Below are 21922 nucleotides of genomic sequence, written 5' to 3'. Positions count from 1 at the left end.
TTTTTTTCCAATAAAAAATCGCAGGAGGGACAGCTAGCATTTATCCAGCAATGACCGTGCTGTAAACTGGTCGGTTACGAGAACATTGGCATAGCCGCCTTTAAGCGCTGCACATATGCCCTCTACTTTTTGCTGTCCACCGGCAACCAAAATGGAATGATCCTTTTTTTTCAGCTCTTTTAAATCAATCCCAAGTGTCCGTTCATTGATGTCAGCGTTAAGGATCTCGCCATTTTCATCGATAAACCGGGAACAGAGGTCACCTGCTGCTTTCGAACGGATTTGTTTTTGGTCTTCCTCGGAAAAGTAGCCCAGCTGGAACAGGAGAGACTCGGATTTGACTGCGCCAATCGTAAACACGGCGATGTTGGCTTCTTTCCCTAAGTCCAGGATCCGTTTAATGTGCCGGTCTGCCTCCATTGCCTGTTTCACAACGACGTGGTCCACAATGGCCGGAAGCGGCAAATAAATGGGCACGGTGTTATACGCTTTGCCAAATAAGCTCAGCACTTCGGAGTGATAGGTGTGTGTTTCCGAATGGCTGATACCGCCTTTTAACTGAACAACCTTCACGTCCTTTACGAATTTCTGTTTCAGATGGCAGGCCACATTATAAAGTGTCGTTCCCCATGTGACCCCAATTACATCCCCATCTTGTGTTGTCTCATAAAGATAGGCTGCAGCTTTTTCACCGAGTTCTTCTTTTATAAGACCGCTGTCATATTGAGGAATAGAAGCCACAATGGCCTTCTTTAGATGAAACTTCTGTTCAAGTTCGCTTGACAGTTGCTCAATGTCGTTTTCGGGATCCATGATTTTAATCTGAACGATCCCTTCGCTTTTGGCAAGCTGAAGCAGTCTTGAAACAGTGGGCCGTGATATTCCCATTTCCGCTGCAATTTGATTCTGATTGTAGTCCAGCAAATAATAAAGCTTCGCTGCTTCAATTACCTTCTTCAATTTATCTTGTTCCACGCTATCCCACCGCCATTTCATCTTTCTTTTATATATATTAACAAAATTTCACCACTAGTGAACATATGTAAAATGATCCATTATTCATTATTTCTAGAAATTGGTTGACTAAACCACTAAAAGCCCATATCTTATAAATGAATGAACCGTTCATTCATAAAACGAGAGGAGATTGAATGATGAAAAACCTGAAAACGGGATTGGTTATTGGCGGAAGCATAGGCGGCCTGCTGGCAGCACGCGTTTTATCCGATTTTTGTTCCAAAGTGCTGATTGTTGAAAAAGATACATTTCCGGACGGCCCGGAGCATCGCAACGGCACACCTCAGGCGTTCCATCCCCACCGTATAACTCCGCGAGGCAAAGCTATTATTGATCGTTTTTTTCCTGATTATGAACAAGATCTGGTTTCACATGGCGCCCCTTCTTCTCTTAATAAAATCATTCATCAACACAACCAGTTCGGTACCATGGTCAGTCCTTATCCAAGAAACGATATTAAATTCAGCCGGGCCGTACTTGAATATGTGATACGGGAACGGGTCAGAAAAATCGATAACATCCACTTTTTACAAAAGCATGATGTCCTTTCTCTCACCGCGTCCTCTGAAACCGACAGAATTACAGGAGTGCTGGCCCGTGACCGTGAAACAGACCTGTCGCCTTTTCCGATCGAAGCCGATTTGGTCATAGATACAAGCGGAAGAACTTCCAAGCTATCGCAATGGCTCGTTGATCTAGGCTTTACCGTTCCTCTTCCTGATAAAATGACAGCAAACATCGGATACAGCACACGAAGGTATAAACTTCCTCCCGGCAAGGAACATCTGGCCGACAAATGGGATGCCGTTAATGTTGGCGGAACTCCTGGCAAGACATTCCTGGGTGCCTTTTCATTTATTGAAAACCAGGTGGCCGAAACGATCCTGTATCGTCCGGACGGTGTGTTTCCACCGAGCGATCCTGATCAGTTTGAAAGGGAAATCGGCAGGCTTCCAAGCCCCCTTATTTCCGAATTGATTTCCGGGCTTGAGCCCATTACCCCGCCGAAAGGCTTTCGGGTACCCTGTTTATTCCGCCATCATTTTGACCAAATGGTAAACTGGCCACCTGGTTTGCTTGTTTTGGGAGATGCGTACAGCAACTTTGACCCAATCTTTGGCCAGGGAATGACAGTAGCTGCAATAGAAGCTGAACTGCTGTATAAAGAGTTGGGTCGTAATGATTCTGATCCCCCTAAAACCGGTTTTGAGCGGACCATGCTGAAAAAATTCCAGCATGTGATTGAAGCCGCCTGGTGGCTGAACTGTGCAGCTGATTTACGCTGGGAGGGTGTCGGTTACGAGGGTGCCCAGCCTCTGAAAGGAATCGAATTTGGTCAAACCTATATGGATTTTTACTTAAAATATGCCACAGAAAAACAGGACTGGAAGCTGTATGGACTATACTGGGCAGTCAATACCCTGTCGGTTTCCCCGAAAGCAATCTTCAATCCGGAAATGGTTCAAATCGTCCTGTCTTCTTCCCCATCCGGCCAAAACGAGCTGGATCAATTGAAAAATGGAAATTCGCTGGAAAACGCACTTAGGGATATCCTTCCCGATTTTTCGGAAGAAATCTTTGCTCCGGAGAAAATGAACAAATTAGAGGTTCGACGCGAGAATTGATATACTTTTCCTAAGAAGCAACAACTACAGGAGTGAATACATTTGCCATTAAACGAAGAACAGCTTCAGCAAAAACGTGACGAACGGCGCGAACAAATCTTGTCCGCCGCTCTCAAGGTCTTTGCCCGCAGAGGACTGATCGGTACAAAGATGAGCATGATCAGCGAGGAAGCGGGCATCAGCCAAGGCCTGATGTATCGCTATTTTACTTCCAAAGACGAACTGTTCATCACCTTGGTGGAACGCGCCATTCAGGGATCGATTGAAGGAACCAGACAGATTCACCAAATGCCGGGATCTCCTCTTGAAAAGTTAACAAGGCTGACCGAAGAAATTCTTGATGAAGACGGACAGCTGTATTTTTTGCTTATGCATCAGGTGCGAACCTCAGATGAGGTGCCTGAAAAAGCAAAAGCGCTTCTTGAATATGCATCCATGGATATGTATGTCGACATGCTGAAGCCTGTGTTTGAAGAAGGCCAAAAAAACGGAGATTTGGCAGAAGGAGATATCAGCGAATTAATTTCCTGTTATTTTACCGTCATATCCGGTTTGATGACCTTAAATATTCCCAAAATAAAAGGGTTTCAGCTTCCGCGGGTGGAACTATTGATGAGGATGTTCACACGTCCCCAATAATAAAGAGACCTGAGGTATTGTGGATGCGAATCGGATTGATGCGACATTTCAAAGTAACAAGAGGCTATCCCAGCGGTTTATTTTCATCGCAAGACCTGCTGAAGTGGGTGGATGAATATGATGCTTCCGAGGTGGAAGAATCTGAAGTTGAGCTCGGAGGTGTAGATTGGAAGACGTGCTATTCAAGCAATCTATCGAGAGCCGAAATCACGGCTCGGCGGGTGTTTAAGGGAGAGATTACATTTTTGGATGAATTGAGAGAAATCAAGCTCTCTCCTTTCTTTCGTTCAAACATCAGGCTTCCTCTGCCCGTCCATCTCTTGTTTATCCGGATGGCCTGGCTGATGAAACACCCCTCACAGAACCCTGGCAAACAAGAAGTTCTCCAGCAGATCAGCAATACGGTGGACCGCATCACCGCGCATCAGGAGGACGATGTTTTAATTGTCTGCCATGGCGGTGTGATGATGTTCATGCGTAAAGAACTGCTGAAGCGTGGCTATAAAGGTCCCCAGCTTGGCCGGCACATTGAACATGGGAAAGTCTATGTATTTGAGAATTGAAGCATGAGAAACTTCTGGTTTTCGCTTGTCGAAACTCAGAAGTTTTTTTGTTTATTTGGTTTGCGTTTCCCAATAAACTTCATCACCGTGATAAGGAGGGTGATAACCGTAAAAGCGATAAAAAAGATGACCTGTAACAGCAGGATCACGTCCATCGCCCTACCCTTTTCTCCTGAATAAAAATACCCGATGCCTAAAAAAAGAAGAGTAGCAGGAAAAGTGCCTATGACGGTCAACAGTGAATACTTCCAAATGTTCATCTTGGACATTCCTGCAAAATAAGGAACCACATTTCCAATCGGGAGAGGACTTAGTACAGCTACGCACCAATTTCCGTACTTTCGTATGGCCTTCTTTGTTTTGTCCAGTTTGGCCCGCTTATCAGAACTCATTTTTCTTTCAGCGGACTTGCCGAGTTTTAGCCCAATGAAATACGGAATATAGCTTCCGACTGTGTAAAAAAGGCTCCCGCCCAGTGAAATCCATACAATATCCAACCGGTTCAAATCCATCAGAATACCAGCGGTCACCATAAACGCAGAACCGACAAATGGAAAAGAACTTCCTTCAAGCAGCTGGGAAAACAAAATGCCCCAAACTCCCCATTCTTCAAACAACCTAGTAATCCACTCCAACAAAACCATCCACCTCATTATCCATTCAACGTTAATTCAAGTATAAGCAAATGAGCCGGTTCCCACCCAGAGACCCCAGATATAAATGATGTACTCCCCGAGCATTATTTTCCTCCTCCACCAATGTAAGCCTTACCATTTTCGCTCAATACGAAATATTTTAACAATTTACTCAATTACCCTTGTACTGCCAGTTTTTTGCTGGTATGATAATGAACATTGAATTCACCGTAGAAGGAGTCTCGTCATCATGAAAAAAGGGATATTAACTATACTGGTTCTGCTTCCTTTCGTTGCGCAGCTGGCTTTATTGCCTTTTGTCAACAAGATTGGCCCCATCATTTTTGGGTTGCCGTTTTTCCACTTCTGGTTATTTTTGTGGATCGTTTTAACCCCTTTATGCACCTATGGCATCTATCAACTTCAGAAATCAAAGGGAGGCTTGGAGTAACATGCAAGGCAATTTAACAGCACTGTCTATCACCATTTTTATCATTTTAACCGTAGTGCTCATCGGCTTCCTTTCCGGCCGTGATAAAAAAGTCCGCAGCTCTGTAGAAGAGTGGTCGGTTGGCGGAAGACGCTTCGGCGGCCTGCTCGTCTGGTTTCTTGTAGGTGCGGATCTGTATACCGCCTACACCTTCCTGGGTCTTACCAGTACAGCCTATACAGGAGGAAGCCTCGCTTTTTTTGCGATTCCGTATTCTGTACTCGCCTTTTTTATCTCTTACTTTTTTCTTCCAAAGCTTTGGAAGGTGGCTAATCATCATAAATTAACAACATTGGCTGATTACGCAAGAGAGCGTTTTGACAGTAAGCTTCTATCTATTCTTATTGCAATCGTTGGCGTACTCATGCTGATTCCTTATATCTGTCTGCAGCTCAGCGGTATCCAGGATACACTGCAAATTGCAGGTACCGGCTTTATCAATGTAAAGGTTGTGGTCATCACTTCCTTCCTGCTGGTTGCGTTGTACACCTTTTTCAGCGGTATTAAAGGACCAACATACACTGCGATAATAAAAGACGTCTTGGTTTGGGCCATCATGCTGTTTATGGTCGTGTCTCTTCCGATGATTCACTTTGGAGGCTGGACCCCAATGATGGACCGTATCGTTAAGGAGGCACCTCAGCTTTTAACCATACCAACCGACGGCCCAAAGGGGATCCCTTGGTTCATCACTGCTTCACTCGTTTCTGCGCTAGCCCTGTTTATGTGGGCACACGCAGCAACCGGCGTTTTCACAGCAAAAAGTGCAGATTCACTCCGCAAAAATGCGATGTTCCTGCCGCTTTATAATATCGTTCTTATTCTTGTGATTTTCCTTGGATTCATCGCTTTTCTTGTGCTTCCGAAGGGAACGGACCCACGTTTTGCGCTATTGACACTGATCCAGTCTTCCTATGGCGGTGTCGCACAGGGACTGGCGTATTCGACCATTGCCCTGGCTTCCCTGATTCCATGTTCCATCATGGCCATCGGGGCATCCAACCTGTTTGCCAATAACATTTACCGTGATTGGATTAACCCCAAGGTTAAACCTTCACGTCTTACCATGATTACAAGGGGTATGGTATTTGTCGTCATCGGACTGGCCCTTTTGTTCGGCCTGGTCTTTCCAAGTGCTCTTGTTTCCCTACAGCTGCTCGGTGTTTCCGGCATGGTGCAGATCTTCCCGGCGATTGTCATCAGCCTTTTCTGGAAAAACCAAACAAGGGAAGCGACAATCATTGGTTTGCTTGTTGGACTGGCCACAACATTTACCGTATACGGCACTGGCAATTCCTATGGCATCTATGAAGGGTTCTGGGGACTTGCTGCGAATTTCCTCGCGATCGTTGTACTTAATCCACTTTTTGTAAAAAAAGCAAAGAGCAACACTAACCCGGTAAAAGAGTTCTTGTTTAACAAAAAAGCAAAAGAAACCTCCCTTGCCAAAAAAGGAGCTTAACAGAAAAGACCCCCCGGTGACCCGGGTGGTCTTTTTTCGTAACCCTTTGTTGCTTATAGCAGTTGATGATGATCCTTTACACAATGGCTCCCCAGACCATTTTTTTTAAAAAATGAACATTTATAAAATCATAAGTTCTTGGCATGAAAGGTATCGCCGCCTTCAATGGTGCCGTTTTTCAATCCTTTGCTAAACCAGCGCATCCGCTGCTCCGAGGTTCCGTGCGTAAAACTTTCCGGCACTGCATAACCCTGGGCCTTTTTTTGCAGGGTATCATCCCCTACCGCACTGGCCGCCTTGATGGCTTCTTCTACATCTCCTTTTTCAAGGAGGTCCATGCCTTGTGCCTCATGGGCCCATACTCCTGCAAAATAATCGGCCTGGAGCTCGACACGCACCGATTGGGCATTCGCCTGGGTTTTGCTCAAGTTTTGCCGTGAGCCCTGGTCCATTGTTCCCAGCAGATTTTGCACATGGTGCCCTACTTCATGGGCAATCACATATGCCATGGCAAAGTCTCCCGGTGCATGGAACTCGTTTTTAAGCTCCTGATAAAAGCTCAAATCAATGTAAAGCTTCTGATCACCCGGACAGTAAAACGGGCCGACGGATGAACCCGCGGTTCCGCATGCCGATTGAACGGTGCCGTTATACAAAACCAGCTTTGGATTTTTATACTCTTTCCCTTCTTCCTCAAACTCTTTTTCCCAGACATCTTCTGTGTCGGCAAGAACCACCGACACAAATGAAGCCAATTCCTTTTCCTGATCAGATTCTTCATAGGGGGCAGAAGTGTTTTCTGTACTGGTCGTGCTTACGCTGTTCAGCACATCACTTGGGTTTCCACCAAGCAGCAGGACAACAAGCACAAGAACAATCCCGCCAATTCCGCCGCCAACCAGTGTTTTTCCTCCCATTCCTCGTCTGTCTTCAACATTTGTACTTTGTCTTCTATCTTTCCATTTCATACGCATCCTCCCAGCAGCAAGTTCAGTTACTAGTGAATATACCCCATAAGGAGGGAGTTATCGCCCCAAATTTAAGTTCCTTTCAAATCCCTTCTTCTTAAAAGTTTGTTTTTTTTATCATTTTTTGTAAAATTAGAAACATTTTTGTGGTAATGTAGGTAATAAGTGGTTTAATATACATAATTAACCTATTACTGTTATAAAAAGGGGGTGTGAGAAATCAGAGGAGAAAAAATTAAATATTTTAGAGAAATCAAACAGCTTACTCAAAGAGAGCTCACAGATGGTATATGTTCTATAACCTATTTAAGTAAAGTAGAAAACAACATCATTGACCCTTCTGAACAGATTCTACAATTATTGTGTGCACGCTTGGGTATTGAATACTCAATGTTTGTACAGTCCTCTTCCGATTTGACCTTCAAACAAGAGCTGAAAATGTGGTACGAAGCCATAAAACTTCGAGATCATTCATTATCCGAAAGGTACTACCAAAATATCAAAGACGAGGTTACAGGTATCGATGATATTGATATTTTAGCCTCTTTCCATCTTGTCAGCAGCCGGCATTTCCTGTTATCACATCTGTATAATGATGCAAAATATCATTTAAGCAGAGTCAAACATTACATTAGCTGTCTCTCCAATGAATTATCAGCCTATTATTACTACTTTAACGGCCTTTACGAATACTTGAACGGAAATATACAGCAGGCTTTAAACGATTTTTTCAGAGCAAAACAGACGGTTAAGGAACCTGAATTTTACTATCAGCTTGGCTTGATCTACGGAAAACTTGGCAGAATGACCTTATCTATTGTTAACACAGAAAAAGCATTGGAATCTTTCAATCAACACATGTTGATCTACAAAATGGTTGACTGTTATATCTTATTGGGCATCAACTATAACCGTATCAAAGAACATGAAACAGCAAAATCATATTTTGAAAAAGCCTTAAATGGTGTAAATAGCTTACAAAATTCCCGCCACCTTTTAAGCAAAATCTATCATAATCTTGGGTGTGTCTATCAAAGACAAAAGAATTCAGAAGAAGCCATTCTTTACTTCTTAAAGTCCCTGCAAGAGTGCACCGAGTTAACAGAGAGAAGGCATACGCTATATTTATTAGCAAGAGAACTTTACACATGCAGCAGAATAGATGAAAGCCGCAAATGGCTAAAAAAAGGGCTGGGATTATCTCCATGCGAAAACGATGATACCTATTACCTGTTAAAGACACTTGAATTTCAACTTGAAGAAAAGCATAATGAGCCTGGCTATTTAGAATTTCTCGAGAAAAAGGCGGTCCCTTTCTTTCAATATAAAAATGATGTATTTAATATTGGAAGATGCTATGAACTCTTAGCTCAAAGCTACTATCGTAATAAAAGGTATAAAAAGGCTAGCGATTATTATAGTAAAGCCTATGAATTAAAAATAGAATACAACTAAAGGAGCGAATAAAAAATGAACAAATTTATTAGTTTATTGTATTTTTCGTTTATGCTTATAACTTTTGCGGTCAACCTTGATCTTACTACGTTGGAACCACCACTTTTTGATGAAGAATTTCCTGATATTTAATCTCCAGGATGATGCTAAAAAGACCATTAGGTCTTTTTTTTTGCCTTGATGGGTTGATAAAAAAATTTGTCGAAAGCACAACTGAGTCAGCATAAAGGGGCCTAATTTTTTCAATACCAAAATATTCAATATAATGGTATTTTTTATGTAATAAATATTTCGTTACGGAGGGATCGAGTGATTAAAAAAACGGCCATTGTTTTCATTCTATTTTCTGTGCTATGGGGAGGCCTCTTCACTTCCTCTATTTTATCTGGTTTAGGAACAACTCCCCTTCCCATTAGTAAGGATACAAAAATCCTGTTTGCCTCTATTCTCCCGCAAGGATGGGGATTCTTCAGTAAGAGTCCAAGAGATTCATTGTTGGGAATGCATACTGCCAATGCCGAAAGCCTTGATGTCCTCTTTCCCACCATGCGGATTGAAAACGCATTGGGCCTGTATCGAAAAGGAAGGTCACAAGGTGTTGAGATGGGGGCACTTTCAATGCAAATCTCAAAAAAAGACTGGAAGAAGTGCAAGAATAACAGCCTGGGGGATTGCGAAAATCTTGCAAAGAAGGTCACCTTAACCAATAAGGCCCCAAGCCCCCTGTTGTGTGGCGAATACTTCTTTACAAAAGAAGAGATTGTTCCATGGAGCTATTTTAAATACAGTAATTCCGGAACAGAAATAAAAGAAATCGTAAGGGCGGATGTCAAATGTATCAAAAAATAGAACATCTTATTGCCTCTTGGAAAACTTCCACGCCATGGACAAATGTCTATGGGCTGGCTCGGAGCATTATAGCACTTTCCAGTATGCTTACGTTAATCGTCAATAAACCTGAAATTCTCTTTAAACCCTCTTCTGCTTCCAATGACTTTCCAATATGTGAAACAGGATATAGTGCATTCTGCTTTGCGCAAAATGATTATGGTTCTCTCAATATTATTCGATGGATATTCATCATTCTTCTTTTTATTGTCGCCATTGGCTGGAGACCGCGTATTACCGGGATTCTTCATTGGTATGTGGCCTACAGTATGCAAGCCTCCATGGTCGTAATCGATGGCGGTGAACAAGCTGCAGCTGTCATTTCATTTTTGCTGCTTCCCATTACCCTTACCGACCCAAGAAAATGGCATTGGAGCATCAACGAAAATCGATTCAATCCAGGAATTTATTCAAAAATTATTGCTTATGTATCCTACTTTTTTATCCGGTTGCAAGTTGCAGTTATTTATTTTCATTCAACGGTTGCAAAGCTTAAAAATTCCGAATGGATCGATGGAACTGCTGTTTATTATTACTCTCGAGAAAAGACAGTGGGATTTAATACTTTTTTTGACCAGATCACCCATGGAATCATTGGAAGTCCTTTGGTCGTTATTCCCACATGGGGCACCCTCCTGGTACAAATTGTTATTTTCTGTTCTCTCTTTGCACCAAGAAAACAGTGGAAGACCATTTTTATCATTGCTGTATCAATGCATGAAATATTCGCCCTTATGCTAGGTCTTATCAGTTTCTCCATGGTCATGACCGGTATATTAATCCTGTATTTGGTACCTATTGACTCGGTTTTTGGCAAATTATTTGCTGGAAATAGCAAGACCAAATTTAAAAAGATGGAGGAGGAAGTAGTTTGAAGAAAATCGTTTTATCTCTGCTCACATTGGCCTTGGTTTTTGGGGTCGCATTCTCTCAGGGGTCAGGCAAGACTGTTCAGGCACAAAATCTAAAGTATTCGGGTGAAGAACTTTTCAAAGGTTTTGTATTTGCACAAGGGGATTTAGGTCAAAAGATGGATGAAGTATTTAATAAATCAACCGTTGAGAAGCTAAATTCTAAGGAGTCCAAGAAATTCGCCAATAAAATCATGAAAGAAATTAAAAAAGAGGATCCATCCTACTTTAACAAACTGCAAAAAGCCGTTTACTCCAAAAACCCTGCAAAAGTGGATAAACTGCTAAAAGATGGCGGTAAGATCATCGAGGCCGACATAACTGAACAGCAAAAAAAGATGGCAAAAAGTGATGGTGTCGTAGGCGCGGCTGCCACGGTTTCCGTTGAATGGTACTACTACTATTACTATGCAGCCGCTGCAGCAGCGGGTATCATATTGGTTCTCTTCGCCATTGATATCACTCCAATTGCCAAGAAAGACGATACAAACAGAGAGATGGCAATCCGCTCATTGCTGGAAGAAGTCAACTAATCATAGGATTGAGAACAGGTGCAGAGAGCTTCATCCACTCTTTGCACCTTTCTTGTTTTTGGAAATAATCGGTTTTACCTACAATAATTTCTTTTTTCCTACCTAAGTATCATTGATACATACCTATGAATCATATATAGTAAACGTATGATGACAAGTAAAAATATGGATAAGTGGATCATCCAGTTAAGAAAAGGAACGTTTGAATTAGCTATTCTTTCACTTGTTTCCAGTAGATCCATGTATGGCTATGAGATTTCATCAGCTTTAAAAAAATCACCTATATTTTTCATATCTGAGGGAGCCATTTATCCCATCTTAAAACGAATGACAGAAAAAAATTGGATTGAATTTTACTGGGTGGACTCAATGGAAGGACCAAGAAGAAAGTATTATCAGATCACGGAGGAAGGGAGATTGCTTTTAACGGAGCGCATGGCAAAGTATAAAGAGATATACGATGCACTTACACTTTTGGGAGAGGGTGTGACTGATGAATAAGGTTGAAGAAACCATTGAAACATTTATTGATGAATTAAATGTTCATTTAACTGAGATTCAAAATGTTCACCGTGAAAACTATGTAGCTGAAATAAAAGACCATCTCTATTCCTATGCCAATGATTTAAGTAAGCAAGGTTTATCAGAGAAGGAAATTGAACACAAAATCCGCGAAGAATTTGTATCAATGGGTGAGCTGGCAGAGGGTTTTATTAATAGTACGCCATCCTCTGCTCCTGCTAACCGTCTAAAAAATAATTCCATGATGCTCCCCCCTCTTCTGGTAGGAGCACTGGGGATTTATATTTTTCCCAATCACCAGGAACTACTGGTTGCACTTATGTTATTTATCTATGCTTACCTAGTTCTTGTTAAAAAAGCCATCTGGGGATTTGCCGTGGTCAGGAAAAACCCCAGGGGCATTAAAAACAGAGAAAAGGTAAGTCAATCAGGAAGTGTATATCTTTTCGTTTTAGGATTGTCATTTTTGATTGGGGAATTTGTGAGTGTTCCCAATAAAAACATTATCTTTGCATCTTTCATCGCTCTTTTATCGATTGGCTTCTTCTTTTATGTACAAAAAAAATTAGTTCGTTAGCTAATTCATTATTATTCGGGAGGAAAAAAATGAACATAAATTTATTGATTATCAGCTTGATTTTTTTCGTCGTGGCTTTCCTTGTAGGAGTCAAAAAACAAACCTGGATTCTTTCAGGTTTTAATGAAAAAAGAGTGAGAAATAAGGAAAAACTTGCTAAAATCACAGGTTTTTATTTGTTTTTGCCATTAGGGCTTCTTATTTTGCTCAGTGCATTTATTGACTATCCTCATCAAGCAAAAATATTGCCTGGCGTAAGTATTGCATATGGTGTGCTCATGATTATATATGTCAATGAAAAAATGGTGGAATAGCATGGCTATAAACTTAAAACTTATTGTTTTTTATGATAATTGGTGCCCCATGTGCACGAATATTAAACGAAGGATCAATCGTCTGGATTGGTGCAATCTTATTCAAATGGAAGGAATCCGTGAAAATGGAATTGAGAACAAGATCACTGTTCCTCTTGAAGAGTTAGAGAAAAAAATGTATGCGGTTATAAAGTCAACAGGTAAACAAGTGTCGGGAATTGATGCCCTTACAGCCATTGCAATAAGAATACCTGTGCTTTTTCCGCTTTGGCCATTTTTAAAACTTTCCTCTTCGCTCGGCCTTGGTCAAAAAATTTATCAGTATATTGCTGATAATCGTTCAATAGTACCCATTAATAAGTGTGACAGTTCTTGCCAAATAAAATAGTGCAGGAGGGTTTTTGATGGTCAGCCAAACATCCATTATATTTATGATACTTGCGATCATTGTTTCTATTGCCGTTCCAGTCATCACCCTTATCTATTTTAGAAGGAAGCAGGCTCCATGGAAGCCTGTCTTGATCGGAATATTGATTTTTATTCTATTCAGCCAGGTGCTAGAAAAATTTTTACATGTCTATGTATTAAATACAAATACCCAAGCGGCTGAACTGATGAAAAACTCATACCTGTACGCCTTTTATGGCGGTTTAGCCGCTGGAATTTTCGAGGAATTCGGCCGCTACGTCGGATTCTGCTTCTTACTGAAAAAGTACCGCGAATGGAAAGATGGCATTGCATACGGCATTGGCCATGGCGGTATTGAAGCGATCTTAATCGGAGCCTTTGCCGCCTTCCAAAACATTCTTATGGCGAATTTAATCAATTCAGGTGGTTTTGAAAGACTGGCAGGTGCCCCCGGGCAAGATCCCAATATTCTTATGGGAATAAAAGACCAGTTGGTTAATACCTCGTCCTATATGTTTCTACTGGGTGGGTTTGAACGCATCGCCGCATTCGTGTTACAAATTGCCCTATCGATAATTGTCCTTTACGCGGTAAAATCAAAAAAACCCCTTTACCTCTTATATGCCATACTTATTCATGCTGCTATAGACTTTGTGGCAGTCCTGTCTAAAAGCTTGGAATGGAGTGTTTGGATTCCAGAAGGTATGCTATTGGTGATTGCCCTACTTTCCATTGTCTTTATTAAAAAATCCAAATCCTGGTTTGATCAGAGAGTGGATTACAGACAAGAGTCACCAGAAATGGGTAACTTGATAAATTAGTTCATCTCCTAGTTTCCCTTCCTGCCGAAACCGAGCATGGAACAAAAAAACAAGAAGAGTACGCAGGTACAAAGGAACGCTGTCATCACTTCCATTCAACATGATCCTTCCGTCCTGTTATCCTCTTACCCTTTTATATTCCCTTCTTGTAGGTAATTCCCTTTTTATCTATGATTAGCTCACCAAATTTAAGGGTATTGAGTAACAAAACCATTAAAGGAGGAAGCACTCATGAAACTTGAAGTTCTATGCAATGTGGAAAACTGTAAGTATTGGGCAGAAGGTGACCAGTGTGTTGCAGACTCTATTTATGTCATTGGAATGCACGGGGAAGAAGCCGACAACGTGGCGGAAACAGCTTGTAAAACCTTTGAACACCGTGAATAGTTGAACATAAAAAAACGGCACTCCCCTTGAGTGCCGTTTTTTTATGTTTATCTTGATTTCATTTTTTCGTCCAGTTTAGCAAAAACTTCTTTCAGCCTGTTCTTGGGCACTCTGCTGTACAGATCACCGAGACTTACTTCAAACCGGCTGCCGTTGTCACCATTTTCTCTGACATGCCCGGTGAGGCCGATCCCCGTTTCCTTATAAAGCTGTGCAAATATGGCTTCCATATCTTCCTTACGGGCCTCCATGTGGACATGAAACATATTGGAAACTGGCACCTTCGGAAGGGTGGTAATTCCAGCACACCTGTTGTACAGCTCAGCAAGTTCTTTTGCTTCTTCATAATATTGATCCATTTTATGTACATGCTGATCGAAGTAGTAATCCGCACTCAAAATGTAGGGGTAAAGACTGATCAAATCCCCGCCGTGCCGGCGTTTCCATACCTTTGATTTCTCAGTAAACTCCACACTTCCCGCCAAAACCGCCCCGGCAATTCCACCAATCCCTTTATATACCGAGATATATACGGAATCAAATAAAGCGCAAACTTCCTGTGCTGATTTTTTATAATAGGGAAGCACTTCAAACAGCCGAGCTCCATCAAGATGCAGCAGGATTCCCTTTTCCCTGCAATACTCCGAGATTTCCTCCAGCATACGGTAGTCCGGCAGCTGACCACCGATTTCACGCTGCGGCAACTCAATCAGTATACAGGCAACCTCTTCTTTTATATTTACCACATCATCCAGGGTGATTACCCTGTTCTCATCTGCCAGCAAAATAGGCTTGATATGATGCAATTCCTTCAGCCCGTCTTCTTCATGAATCTCCAGGTGACATAACGGATGATAAGCTACTGTCTTCAGCCCTTTTTCATCACACCAAATCCTCAGAGCAATCTGCTGAGCCATCGTCCCGCTCGGAAAAAACACCGCCGCTTCCTTCCCCAGCACGCCCGCCATCTTTTCCTGAAAATCTTCAATTACTCTTCCCTTGCCATACATATCGCTTTCCGTTTCACCAACCAAATCCTCAATGGCATCCTTCAGCACTTGAAGGTGTCTTGGCCCATGGCCGTTCACATGATAGTCTGCCTGCTTAAAAGCTTTTATAAAAAGATCTTCCACTGAATGAATCCTCCCCTTGACCGGTTAGATTTTCTTCCCTTCTTTCATTTTACTTAAGAAGGTTTTCATTGTACATATGGCGAAATTTTAACGAAGTTTGAAACTATTTGCGGAAAGGGGAGATTCAGGACTGCACGCTGCGTTTTTTTAAACGAAGGTTTATGCAGTTGATTTGGTTCGCCATAAAAAGGGAGGTACGCTATGAAAACTCAAATTGAGCAAAATGGTATTGTAACCCTGTCTGATGATGCAACCAAGAGTGTAAGTGACAGTGAATTATGGAATGATGACCTGCGCCCCACAACGGAAAAGGAACATACCTGGACTGGGTTAAACTTTGCAACGCTGTGGATTGGGATGTGCCTTTGTATTCCCGCCTACACCATGGCCAGCGGAATGATTTCGCTCGGTATGAACTGGTGGCAGGCGATTGGAACCATTTTTCTTGGTAACGTGATCGTACTTATTCCGATTCTATTAAACTCTCATGCCGGCACCAAATTCGGCATTCCGTATCCAGTATTCGCCCGGTTGTGGTTTGGATCAAAGGGGGCTCATATTCCTTCCATGGCCCGAGCTGTTGTTGCCGCTGGCTGGTTTGGAATCAACACATGGATCGGTACGACTGCTATTGATGTTCTGTTATCTGCTTCCTTCCCTGCCTGGAAAAGCCTGGCCGGGCACACGGCTATTATCTTTGCTTTATTTTGGGCTTTAAACGTGGGTGTCGCCTATAAAGGACCTCAGGCGATTAAGGTTCTGAGTTTAATAGCGGCACCCGTGGTCGGGATATCGGCTTTAATTCTTATGATCTGGGCATTTACCAACGCCGGCTGGGGACCTATTTTGTCCACACCGTCCAAGTTCACAACAACCGGTGAGTTCCTTAAAGTATTTTTCCCTACATTGACCGGAGTCATCGCCTTCTGGGCTACATTGGCCTTAAATATTCCTGACTTTTGCCGCTATGCGAAAAGCCAGAGGTCACAAATGATCGCCCAAAGCTTCTCTCTTCCCCTCACCATGAGCATTTTCTCCTTTATCGGCATCGCCGTTACTTCAGCAACTGTTGTTATTTTTGGTACAGCCATTTGGGATCCTGTTCAATTGCTTGCCAAGTTCCCGCCGTTCATCATCTTTTTAGGAACTATCATAATCGCCATGGCTTCTCTTACCATCAATGTTGGTGCAAACATAGTTGCGCCCGCCCGTGCCATTGAGAACTTGTATCCGAAACGCATTACCTTTGGCATCGGTGCTCTGATAACCGGAGTGTTCGCCATTCTCATGCAGCCGTGGTTCATCATGTCCAATTTCGGAAATTACATTTTTGGCTGGCTGGGTACATATGCCGCCCTGCTCGGCCCCATTGATGGAATCGCCATTGCCGACTATTGGCTCGTCCGACGGAGAAAAATGGCCCTGAAAGAACTGTATGAACCAGCCGGAAGGTACAATTATTCCTCTGGATTTAATAAAAATGGCGTATATGCGCTCATTATTGGGGTAGCCGTGCCTGTTCTCGGACTTCTCGTTCCGGGTCTTCGATTCCTATGGGATAACGCCTGGACATTTGGCCTTTTTATTTCCATGTTCGCTTACGCCTATTTAATGAAGAACGATCAAAGCGTACTGAGCCCCGGAGAATACGAAGCCATTACCCAAATTCAGGCTCCCGACCCCATGGAGCGCCTTGCAAAGTAAAAGAAAAAACAGGACGTGTCCACCTGGACAGGTCCTGTTTTCATTTTAATCTGTAGATCAAGAACTTCTCGTACGGATTGCTGTCATAAAGCTCTGGCAACCTTACTTCCTCCTTCAATTCAAAGGCCGTCTGGTCGTCCAAAAAATAAGTATACTCTTCTGTCGCATAATATAAGATTAGTTCCACCTCACGCGGAAAGCATTCCACTGACAGCAAAATATTGTTGATAACCTTCATGAAGATCGGCATCGTAAACGGGTTAAAGAAGTAGAAGCGGTTATCCTTCGGGTGGATGGGATATTCTTGTGCCAGACCGCAATGGAATTGGACACGATCTCTGCTCTTTTGGTGTTTTTTCAAATAAGCATCCAGATTCCTCAGCGCATCCTTATAGAATTCTTCATTTATCTCTACACCAGTCACCGCATTCTGATAGAAATGGTTGATGTAAAAACTGATTCTTCCCTTTCCGCAGCCAAAGTCCACCACCTGGTCCCCCTGCTTCAAGTGGTATTCTAAAAATAAACCTTCCAGCGCTTCATAAGGGGTAGGCTCGTATCGGTGATAGTGAGAAGTGACGCTATACACTTTTTGCTCACCGGTGGTCATAATATTCAGCAATTGATCATAATCGTGTTCGTTCATCTGATGCTCCTATCTGTTTCTGTACATAGAAAAACCTCCGGCTCCTGTTGAAGAGGGAGAATTGACTTCTCAAAAAAAGCGGAACAAAGTCACTTACTGTGCCACTGAATTGCCAAACGTCTTAAACAGGATAAGGTCTCCCAGTATATATTAGCTGCAATGGCAAGGATCAGGCTGATTAGAAAGGGGTCTCCGATGAAAACTTCCATGGCGGCTCCAAGAACAATATAAACCATCACTTCAACCATGACAAACTTTATGAAGGTGCTTTCCCATGATCGACATGTCGGCTCTTTCACGTTTCACCATTTCCTGTTCAAAACGAGTATACTATTAAATAATAATGACATCTCTTGTCATATTTATTATAAGTGAAAAGAGGATAACCAATGCGCGCTGACCGTCTGATTTCCATACTATTATTGCTGCAAAACAGGGGAAAACTGACCACAAAGGAACTCGCATATGAACTTGAAGTCAACCCGCGGACGATTCATCGTGACATGGATGCACTAAGTTCTGCCGGTTTTCCGGTGATCGCTGATCGAGGAACATCGGGCGGCTGGCGGCTGCTCGAATCTTATAAAACCAATCTGACAGGGTTAAAGGGAGAAGAAATCAAATCGTTATTTCTTCTTCCTTCCGTCCAACTGTTGAAAGATTTGGGAATCAGTGAAGACTGGTTTGCAGCCCGTGAGAAACTGCTCGCTTCGCTTCCCGCCTCTTCTCACGGAAAAGCCCAGGATGTCTGGGACCGGATCCATATCGACACAAGTTCATGGCGGCAATCACCTGAGAAGGTTACCGCCTTTACCATTTTGAAAGAATCGCTTTGGCAGAATAAAAAGCTTCACATCCACTATGAACGGGCGGATGGTGAACGGCGGGAACGGACGGTATCTCCTCTCGGTTTGGTTGCCAAAAGCAGTACGTGGTATTTCATCGCAGGCGTCGACCAGGATATTCGAACCTACCGTGCGTCCAGGATCCTTTCTGCCCAACTCACGGAACAAACATTTGAACGGCCGGCAGACTTTAACCTCGCCGCGGTTTGGGAACAATCATCACAGCAATTCATTCAATCCCTGCCTGCTTACCAAGTAGAGGCAGAGCTTTCCTCCTCCATTCTTTCACGGATCAGGTTTACCGGTCGCTTCGTTCAACAAATACAAATAGAGGACCCGCTTCCAAACGGATGGATTCCCGCTTCCTTTTGCTTTGATACCGAAGAAGAAGCCGCTCAGTATATTTTGGGTTTTGGCCGTCAAATCAGAATCGTATCACCAAAACGTCTAAAGGACATTATTTATACAAGCGCAAAGTCTTTGGTCGAAATGCTGGAAAATGATTCATAAAATATGAAAAAATGCTTGGAATCTGCTTCCAAGCGTTTTTCATTCCTATTCCACCGTGACATTGGTAACTAGCTGATCCTCACTCGTTACCTTTATGCCTTGGGGAACCTTCAAAAGGATAAAATCATCACCAAACACTGGATCATCGCCTTCCCATACCGACTCTCTTTTTCCTCCATTAAACTGATGAAACACAAAACCTTCGGAGTACGCTGCCAGATGCAATTTGGTTTTATTAAAGGTAACATCTAGTACCGAATTTTTTAATGCTATCGAAGCCTCCTTTCTTTTCTCTGTCACATCCATATTGCCGATAAAGGTTCTGCTCATGTAATGAGTCACGACCACTTCACCTTGGAATCCAGGATCCCTGTCAACAAAAAGATTGTATGAATCCGGGATAGAGACCGTCAGCTGTTTTCCTTTAAACGGAAACGACTTTTCACTTTTTTTGAAAAGAATGTCATTATTAATTTGGAGTACCCCTTTTTCCCGCGCCCGGTCAAAGAGCCTTATTTGGGCTTTATCCTGTTTTTTCACTTCATGCCTGCTCACTGTTTTTCCGATAACCTGCTTTGTGGATGCCTCGCTATATGAATAAACAGTACCGGCCACCAAAATAACCGCATAGCCAACAATCAGCCATTTAGCCAGTTTCCTGCCGGGATTTTTAAAAGATAATGCCCGATATCCCCAAATGATGAATGCAAATATGCCTGCGAGAATGAGCAGCGGAAGGAGAGACAGCAAAATCATGGCCTCACCTCAACCCGGCGTGAAACAAGTATGGACACACCATACAAAGCACCAGTTGTAAGCAATGTTTTAAATACAAATACTATAAACGACGTTTCCAATCCATAAAAACTTCCCAATGAAATCAGCAGTCTCGGTTCATCCGAAAGATTACCGTCAATGATAAGCGCACCTATGAACAGGGCAGGAAGGACAAACACAAAGAATTTCTGCACCTGTACCAACATTCCCGTTAAGTAACCCAAACTGGTAAAAAGAAAAATATAGAGAACCGATGCTGTAATCCCTTGAGCAAGCTGAATGGGTGTCAGCGTATCTGCCTGCACAACCCTTACCTTCATAAACAGGCTGACGACGCTCAGGAAAAGATGGTACGAAAAGTAGACTGTTATTCCTGCTATAATACTCGCAGAAAACAAGAAAAGAATGTTGGAAAAGTGGCTGGCCGTCCGGTTGGACACAAACGAAGAATCATCGTAGCGATAGGCTTTCGTTGTTATCAGTGTGGCAACCAAAAAAGCCCATCCCATCATAAACGCCAAAATTAAAGTACCTGAATAGATATTCATATTATATTCAAAGGTATCCGAGCTGCCTCCGCTTGAACCTGTGCCATTCAGTGAAAATAGGATTGAAAGTATTTGAATAATGACTAAAGAGGTGAAAACGCCAAAATAGGAATTCAGCTTATAGCGGTACAGTTTTTTCACCATGTCCCACGTGGATACCTCAGTTAAATACACTGTCTATTCCCCCTTGTGACTTACTCGTTACATGCATGCAAAGGTCATCAACAGCTACTGGAGTAAGCTCCAGCCCGAGTTTCCTGGTCTGGTCCAGTGCCTGTTTTGCAGCACCTTCTGTTTTCATGACGGCGTACATCCGGCCGCTTCCCATGTCTTTTTGATGAATGAGGGAATGCTGCTGAGCCAGTTCCTTAATCGCTGATGCGTTTCCGCTCACTCCCACTGCATATTCTCTCAATTCCTCAACAGAAAGATGGAGGTACTTTTCCCCGTCGTTGATCAGCAGAATATCTTCCAGCAAATCTTCAATCTCGGAGACAAGGTGACTGGAAAGAATAATGGTTCGCGGATGATTAAGGTAGTCTTTCAATAGTGCACGGTAAAAGTCTTTCCGAACAGCAGCGTCCATTCCTGAGGTCGGTTCATCAAAGATCGTCAATGGACAGTGTGCGGCAAGACCGATAATCATGTTGAACGTGCTTTTCATTCCTTTGGACAACTGAGCATGATTTTGATCCGGATTTAATGAAAAGTAGTCAAACAAACGCCATGCCAGCTCTGAGTCCCAATTTGCGTAAAAACGGCCGGCGGTTATAAGCAGTTCCTTTAAGGTAAGCAGAGGTGAAAAGCTCATTTGATGGTCGATAAATATCCGGTTCGCCGATACTTGTAAATTATCAAAAGGATCTTTTGAAAAAACCGTGATGTTCCCTGAACTTGGCTTCACATACCCTGCCATCATTTTCAAAAGAGTGGTTTTTCCCGCCCCGTTTCTGCCGATTAAGCCGGTAATCTTGTTTTCAGCCAGAGTAAAAGAGAGTTTTGAAACGGCATTGCTTTTGCCATATTTCTTTGAAACATTCGTAAACTCCACAACATTCATTGGTTTCCCCCCTTTGCCTCGCTGTGCATCTTCCGGATCATAACGATGAGCTCCTCGACCCCTACCCCAAGCTGTACCGCTTCTTTTGTTACATCCTTCACCATGGATTGAAGCTTTTCGTTTTTTCGTTTATTCAGGATTATATGCCGTGCGTCTTTTGAAACAAACATCCCCAACCCCCGTTTTTTGTAAAGAACATTTTGATCAGCCAAAAGGTTCAAGCCCTTAGCTGCGGTTGCCGGATTAATATTGTACATCTCCGCCAGCTGGTACTGAGAATAGATCTTTTCATCGCTATGAATGGCTTCGTTCAGGATTTGGGTTTCCAGCCACTCAGCAATCTGAATATAGATGGGTGTCATACTGTTTGGGTTTACTATCAAAAATCATTACCTCCACCATGCAACCTTAGTGCATTACTCCTGTAATGTACTATGAAATACCAAATCATGTCAATTGCTTTTTCTATAAAAAAACAGCCTCG

The 21922-nt window shown here is 42.7% G+C and carries 26 protein-coding genes and 1 pseudogene; 18 read left to right on the top strand and 9 right to left on the bottom strand.

The annotated features are described in order from the left end of the window. Nucleotides 1-33: 33 nt before the first annotated feature. Nucleotides 34-975 carry a DNA-binding transcriptional repressor DeoR gene (gene deoR, locus BLT53_RS18305; RefSeq protein WP_170834424.1) on the bottom strand — a complete coding sequence of 314 codons (942 nt, stop codon included), beginning with the start codon at nt 973-975 and terminating at the stop codon, nt 34-36. A gap of 179 nt (nt 976-1154) precedes the next feature. Here deoR and BLT53_RS18300 point away from each other — a divergent pair, with 179 nt between their 5' ends. The 3 genes from BLT53_RS18300 to BLT53_RS18290 are packed head-to-tail and all read left to right on the top strand — an operon-like array spanning nt 1155 to nt 3844. Next, nucleotides 1155-2642 carry an FAD-dependent oxidoreductase gene (locus BLT53_RS18300; protein WP_090237233.1) on the top strand — a complete coding sequence of 496 codons (1488 nt, stop codon included), beginning with the start codon at nt 1155-1157 and terminating at the stop codon, nt 2640-2642. 42 nt (nt 2643-2684) lie between these two features. Beyond that, a complete protein-coding gene (locus tag BLT53_RS18295) occupies nt 2685-3281 on the top strand; it encodes a TetR/AcrR family transcriptional regulator (RefSeq protein WP_090237232.1) in 597 nt (198 codons plus the stop codon). 23 nt (nt 3282-3304) lie between these two features. Further along, entirely contained in the window at nt 3305-3844 is a 540-nt protein-coding gene (locus BLT53_RS18290) for a histidine phosphatase family protein (RefSeq protein WP_090237546.1), read from the top strand. Nucleotides 3845-3879: 35 nt separating this feature from the next. Here the strand turns inward: BLT53_RS18290 and BLT53_RS18285 are convergent, their stop codons facing one another. Further along, on the bottom strand, nt 3880-4479 hold the full coding sequence (locus BLT53_RS18285) for a DedA family protein (protein ID WP_170834423.1): 600 nt from the start codon (nt 4477-4479) through the stop codon (nt 3880-3882). A gap of 250 nt (nt 4480-4729) precedes the next feature. Between BLT53_RS18285 and BLT53_RS18280 the strand changes: the two genes are divergently transcribed. Both BLT53_RS18280 and BLT53_RS18275 read left to right on the top strand, forming a co-directional pair. Then, nucleotides 4730-4930, top strand: coding sequence for a DUF3311 domain-containing protein (locus BLT53_RS18280; RefSeq protein ID WP_425284713.1), 201 nt, complete (start codon nt 4730-4732; stop codon nt 4928-4930). Between the two features lies 1 nt (nt 4931). After that, nucleotides 4932-6431 (top strand): sodium:solute symporter family protein, encoded by a 1500-nt coding sequence (locus BLT53_RS18275; protein WP_090237227.1) that lies wholly within the window; start codon nt 4932-4934, stop codon nt 6429-6431. Nucleotides 6432-6559: 128 nt separating this feature from the next. On the opposite strand, the gene ypfJ is transcribed toward BLT53_RS18275, so the two are convergent. Continuing rightward, nucleotides 6560-7399, bottom strand: a complete 840-nt coding sequence (ypfJ, locus tag BLT53_RS18270; protein ID WP_090237225.1) for a KPN_02809 family neutral zinc metallopeptidase — start codon at nt 7397-7399, stop codon at nt 6560-6562. Nucleotides 7400-7618: 219 nt separating this feature from the next. On the opposite strand from ypfJ, the pseudogene BLT53_RS25820 reads away from it, so the two are divergent. The 11 genes and pseudogenes from BLT53_RS25820 to BLT53_RS18220 form a co-directional block, all read left to right on the top strand. Beyond that, nucleotides 7619-7771, top strand: a pseudogene (locus tag BLT53_RS25820) (helix-turn-helix domain-containing protein); the annotation flags it as partial. Between the two features lie 66 nt (nt 7772-7837). Further along, nucleotides 7838-8854, top strand: a complete 1017-nt coding sequence (locus BLT53_RS18265; protein WP_170834422.1) for a tetratricopeptide repeat protein — start codon at nt 7838-7840, stop codon at nt 8852-8854. A 309-nt stretch (nt 8855-9163) separates the two neighbouring features. Beyond that, nucleotides 9164-9703 (top strand): SdpA family antimicrobial peptide system protein, encoded by a 540-nt coding sequence (locus tag BLT53_RS18260; RefSeq protein ID WP_244520500.1) that lies wholly within the window; start codon nt 9164-9166, stop codon nt 9701-9703. Further along, nucleotides 9688-10617: a sporulation-delaying protein SdpB family protein gene (locus tag BLT53_RS18255; RefSeq protein WP_090237222.1), complete on the top strand. Its 930-nt coding sequence runs from the start codon at nt 9688-9690 to the stop codon at nt 10615-10617. The genes BLT53_RS18260 and BLT53_RS18255 overlap by 16 nt, the downstream gene beginning before the upstream one ends. Continuing rightward, a complete protein-coding gene (locus BLT53_RS18250; protein ID WP_090237221.1) occupies nt 10614-11186 on the top strand; it encodes a sporulation delaying protein family toxin in 573 nt (190 codons plus the stop codon). The genes BLT53_RS18255 and BLT53_RS18250 overlap by 4 nt, the downstream gene beginning before the upstream one ends. A 147-nt stretch (nt 11187-11333) precedes the next feature. Beyond that, nucleotides 11334-11687, top strand: a complete 354-nt coding sequence (locus BLT53_RS18245; RefSeq protein WP_090237219.1) for a PadR family transcriptional regulator — start codon at nt 11334-11336, stop codon at nt 11685-11687. Then, nucleotides 11680-12285: a DUF3784 domain-containing protein gene (locus BLT53_RS18240; protein ID WP_090237217.1), complete on the top strand. Its 606-nt coding sequence runs from the start codon at nt 11680-11682 to the stop codon at nt 12283-12285. The genes BLT53_RS18245 and BLT53_RS18240 overlap by 8 nt, the downstream gene beginning before the upstream one ends. Nucleotides 12286-12314: 29 nt before the next feature. Then, nucleotides 12315-12599 (top strand): DUF3784 domain-containing protein, encoded by a 285-nt coding sequence (locus tag BLT53_RS18235; RefSeq protein ID WP_061974669.1) that lies wholly within the window; start codon nt 12315-12317, stop codon nt 12597-12599. 1 nt (nt 12600) lies between these two features. After that, nucleotides 12601-12987: a thiol-disulfide oxidoreductase DCC family protein gene (locus tag BLT53_RS18230; RefSeq protein WP_170834421.1), complete on the top strand. Its 387-nt coding sequence runs from the start codon at nt 12601-12603 to the stop codon at nt 12985-12987. Nucleotides 12988-13003: 16 nt separating this feature from the next. After that, a complete protein-coding gene (locus BLT53_RS18225) occupies nt 13004-13828 on the top strand; it encodes a YhfC family intramembrane metalloprotease (protein ID WP_090237214.1) in 825 nt (274 codons plus the stop codon). 231 nt (nt 13829-14059) lie between these two features. Beyond that, the gene (locus tag BLT53_RS18220) at nt 14060-14215 is read left to right on the top strand and encodes a DUF1540 domain-containing protein (RefSeq protein ID WP_074440614.1); all 156 of its coding nucleotides are present in this window, start codon (nt 14060-14062) and stop codon (nt 14213-14215) included. A gap of 47 nt (nt 14216-14262) precedes the next feature. On the opposite strand, the gene BLT53_RS18215 is transcribed toward BLT53_RS18220, so the two are convergent. Next, nucleotides 14263-15348, bottom strand: a complete 1086-nt coding sequence (locus tag BLT53_RS18215) for a threonine aldolase family protein (protein WP_244520499.1) — start codon at nt 15346-15348, stop codon at nt 14263-14265. Between the two features lie 201 nt (nt 15349-15549). Between BLT53_RS18215 and BLT53_RS18210 the strand changes: the two genes are divergently transcribed. Continuing rightward, a complete protein-coding gene (locus BLT53_RS18210; protein WP_090237213.1) occupies nt 15550-17052 on the top strand; it encodes an NCS1 family nucleobase:cation symporter-1 in 1503 nt (500 codons plus the stop codon). Nucleotides 17053-17092: 40 nt separating this feature from the next. On the opposite strand, the gene BLT53_RS18205 is transcribed toward BLT53_RS18210, so the two are convergent. Beyond that, complete coding sequence (locus BLT53_RS18205) at nt 17093-17698, bottom strand: methyltransferase domain-containing protein (protein ID WP_090237212.1); 606 nt, start codon at nt 17696-17698, stop codon at nt 17093-17095. 389 nt (nt 17699-18087) lie between these two features. On the opposite strand from BLT53_RS18205, the gene BLT53_RS18195 reads away from it, so the two are divergent. After that, nucleotides 18088-19053: a helix-turn-helix transcriptional regulator gene (locus BLT53_RS18195; RefSeq protein ID WP_090237210.1), complete on the top strand. Its 966-nt coding sequence runs from the start codon at nt 18088-18090 to the stop codon at nt 19051-19053. Nucleotides 19054-19098: 45 nt separating this feature from the next. Here BLT53_RS18195 and BLT53_RS18190 read toward each other — a convergent pair whose 3' ends face one another. From BLT53_RS18190 to BLT53_RS18175, 4 genes are read right to left on the bottom strand one after another with little or no spacing between them, the layout of a single operon-like run. After that, nucleotides 19099-19809 (bottom strand): hypothetical protein, encoded by a 711-nt coding sequence (locus BLT53_RS18190; protein ID WP_090237208.1) that lies wholly within the window; start codon nt 19807-19809, stop codon nt 19099-19101. Continuing rightward, a complete protein-coding gene (locus BLT53_RS18185) occupies nt 19806-20552 on the bottom strand; it encodes a hypothetical protein (protein ID WP_090237207.1) in 747 nt (248 codons plus the stop codon). The genes BLT53_RS18190 and BLT53_RS18185 overlap by 4 nt, the downstream gene beginning before the upstream one ends. After that, on the bottom strand, nt 20539-21438 hold the full coding sequence (locus BLT53_RS18180; protein ID WP_090237205.1) for an ABC transporter ATP-binding protein: 900 nt from the start codon (nt 21436-21438) through the stop codon (nt 20539-20541). Before BLT53_RS18180 ends, BLT53_RS18185 begins: the two co-directional genes overlap by 14 nt. Beyond that, entirely contained in the window at nt 21435-21821 is a 387-nt protein-coding gene (locus BLT53_RS18175; protein ID WP_211516927.1) for a GntR family transcriptional regulator, read from the bottom strand. The genes BLT53_RS18180 and BLT53_RS18175 overlap by 4 nt, the downstream gene beginning before the upstream one ends. Between the last annotated feature and the right edge of the window lie 101 nt (nt 21822-21922).

Origin of the sequence: Fictibacillus solisalsi (genome assembly GCF_900103485.1) — a bacterium.
Taxonomy (GTDB): domain Bacteria; phylum Bacillota; class Bacilli; order Bacillales; family Fictibacillaceae; genus Fictibacillus_C; species Fictibacillus_C solisalsi.
This window is presented reverse-complemented; position numbering and strand designations above follow the sequence as displayed.

Coding starts and splice junctions, on each gene's coding strand:
- BLT53_RS18300 (WP_090237233.1), top strand. CDS start 1,155: ATGAAAAACCTGAAAACGGGATTGGTTATTGGCGGAAGCATAGGCGGC.
- BLT53_RS18290 (WP_090237546.1), top strand. CDS start 3,305: ATGCGAATCGGATTGATGCGACATTTCAAAGTAACAAGAGGCTATCCC.
- BLT53_RS18280 (WP_425284713.1), top strand. CDS start 4,730: ATGAAAAAAGGGATATTAACTATACTGGTTCTGCTTCCTTTCGTTGCG.
- BLT53_RS18275 (WP_090237227.1), top strand. CDS start 4,932: ATGCAAGGCAATTTAACAGCACTGTCTATCACCATTTTTATCATTTTA.
- ypfJ (WP_090237225.1), bottom strand. CDS start 7,399: ATGAAATGGAAAGATAGAAGACAAAGTACAAATGTTGAAGACAGACGA.
- BLT53_RS18265 (WP_170834422.1), top strand. CDS start 7,838: ATGTGGTACGAAGCCATAAAACTTCGAGATCATTCATTATCCGAAAGG.
- BLT53_RS18255 (WP_090237222.1), top strand. CDS start 9,688: ATGTATCAAAAAATAGAACATCTTATTGCCTCTTGGAAAACTTCCACG.
- BLT53_RS18245 (WP_090237219.1), top strand. CDS start 11,334: ATGATGACAAGTAAAAATATGGATAAGTGGATCATCCAGTTAAGAAAA.
- BLT53_RS18240 (WP_090237217.1), top strand. CDS start 11,680: ATGAATAAGGTTGAAGAAACCATTGAAACATTTATTGATGAATTAAAT.
- BLT53_RS18235 (WP_061974669.1), top strand. CDS start 12,315: ATGAACATAAATTTATTGATTATCAGCTTGATTTTTTTCGTCGTGGCT.
- BLT53_RS18230 (WP_170834421.1), top strand. CDS start 12,601: ATGGCTATAAACTTAAAACTTATTGTTTTTTATGATAATTGGTGCCCC.
- BLT53_RS18225 (WP_090237214.1), top strand. CDS start 13,004: ATGGTCAGCCAAACATCCATTATATTTATGATACTTGCGATCATTGTT.
- BLT53_RS18220 (WP_074440614.1), top strand. CDS start 14,060: ATGAAACTTGAAGTTCTATGCAATGTGGAAAACTGTAAGTATTGGGCA.
- BLT53_RS18210 (WP_090237213.1), top strand. CDS start 15,550: ATGAAAACTCAAATTGAGCAAAATGGTATTGTAACCCTGTCTGATGAT.
- BLT53_RS18205 (WP_090237212.1), bottom strand. CDS start 17,698: ATGAACGAACACGATTATGATCAATTGCTGAATATTATGACCACCGGT.
- BLT53_RS18195 (WP_090237210.1), top strand. CDS start 18,088: ATGCGCGCTGACCGTCTGATTTCCATACTATTATTGCTGCAAAACAGG.
- BLT53_RS18190 (WP_090237208.1), bottom strand. CDS start 19,809: ATGATTTTGCTGTCTCTCCTTCCGCTGCTCATTCTCGCAGGCATATTT.
- BLT53_RS18180 (WP_090237205.1), bottom strand. CDS start 21,438: ATGAATGTTGTGGAGTTTACGAATGTTTCAAAGAAATATGGCAAAAGC.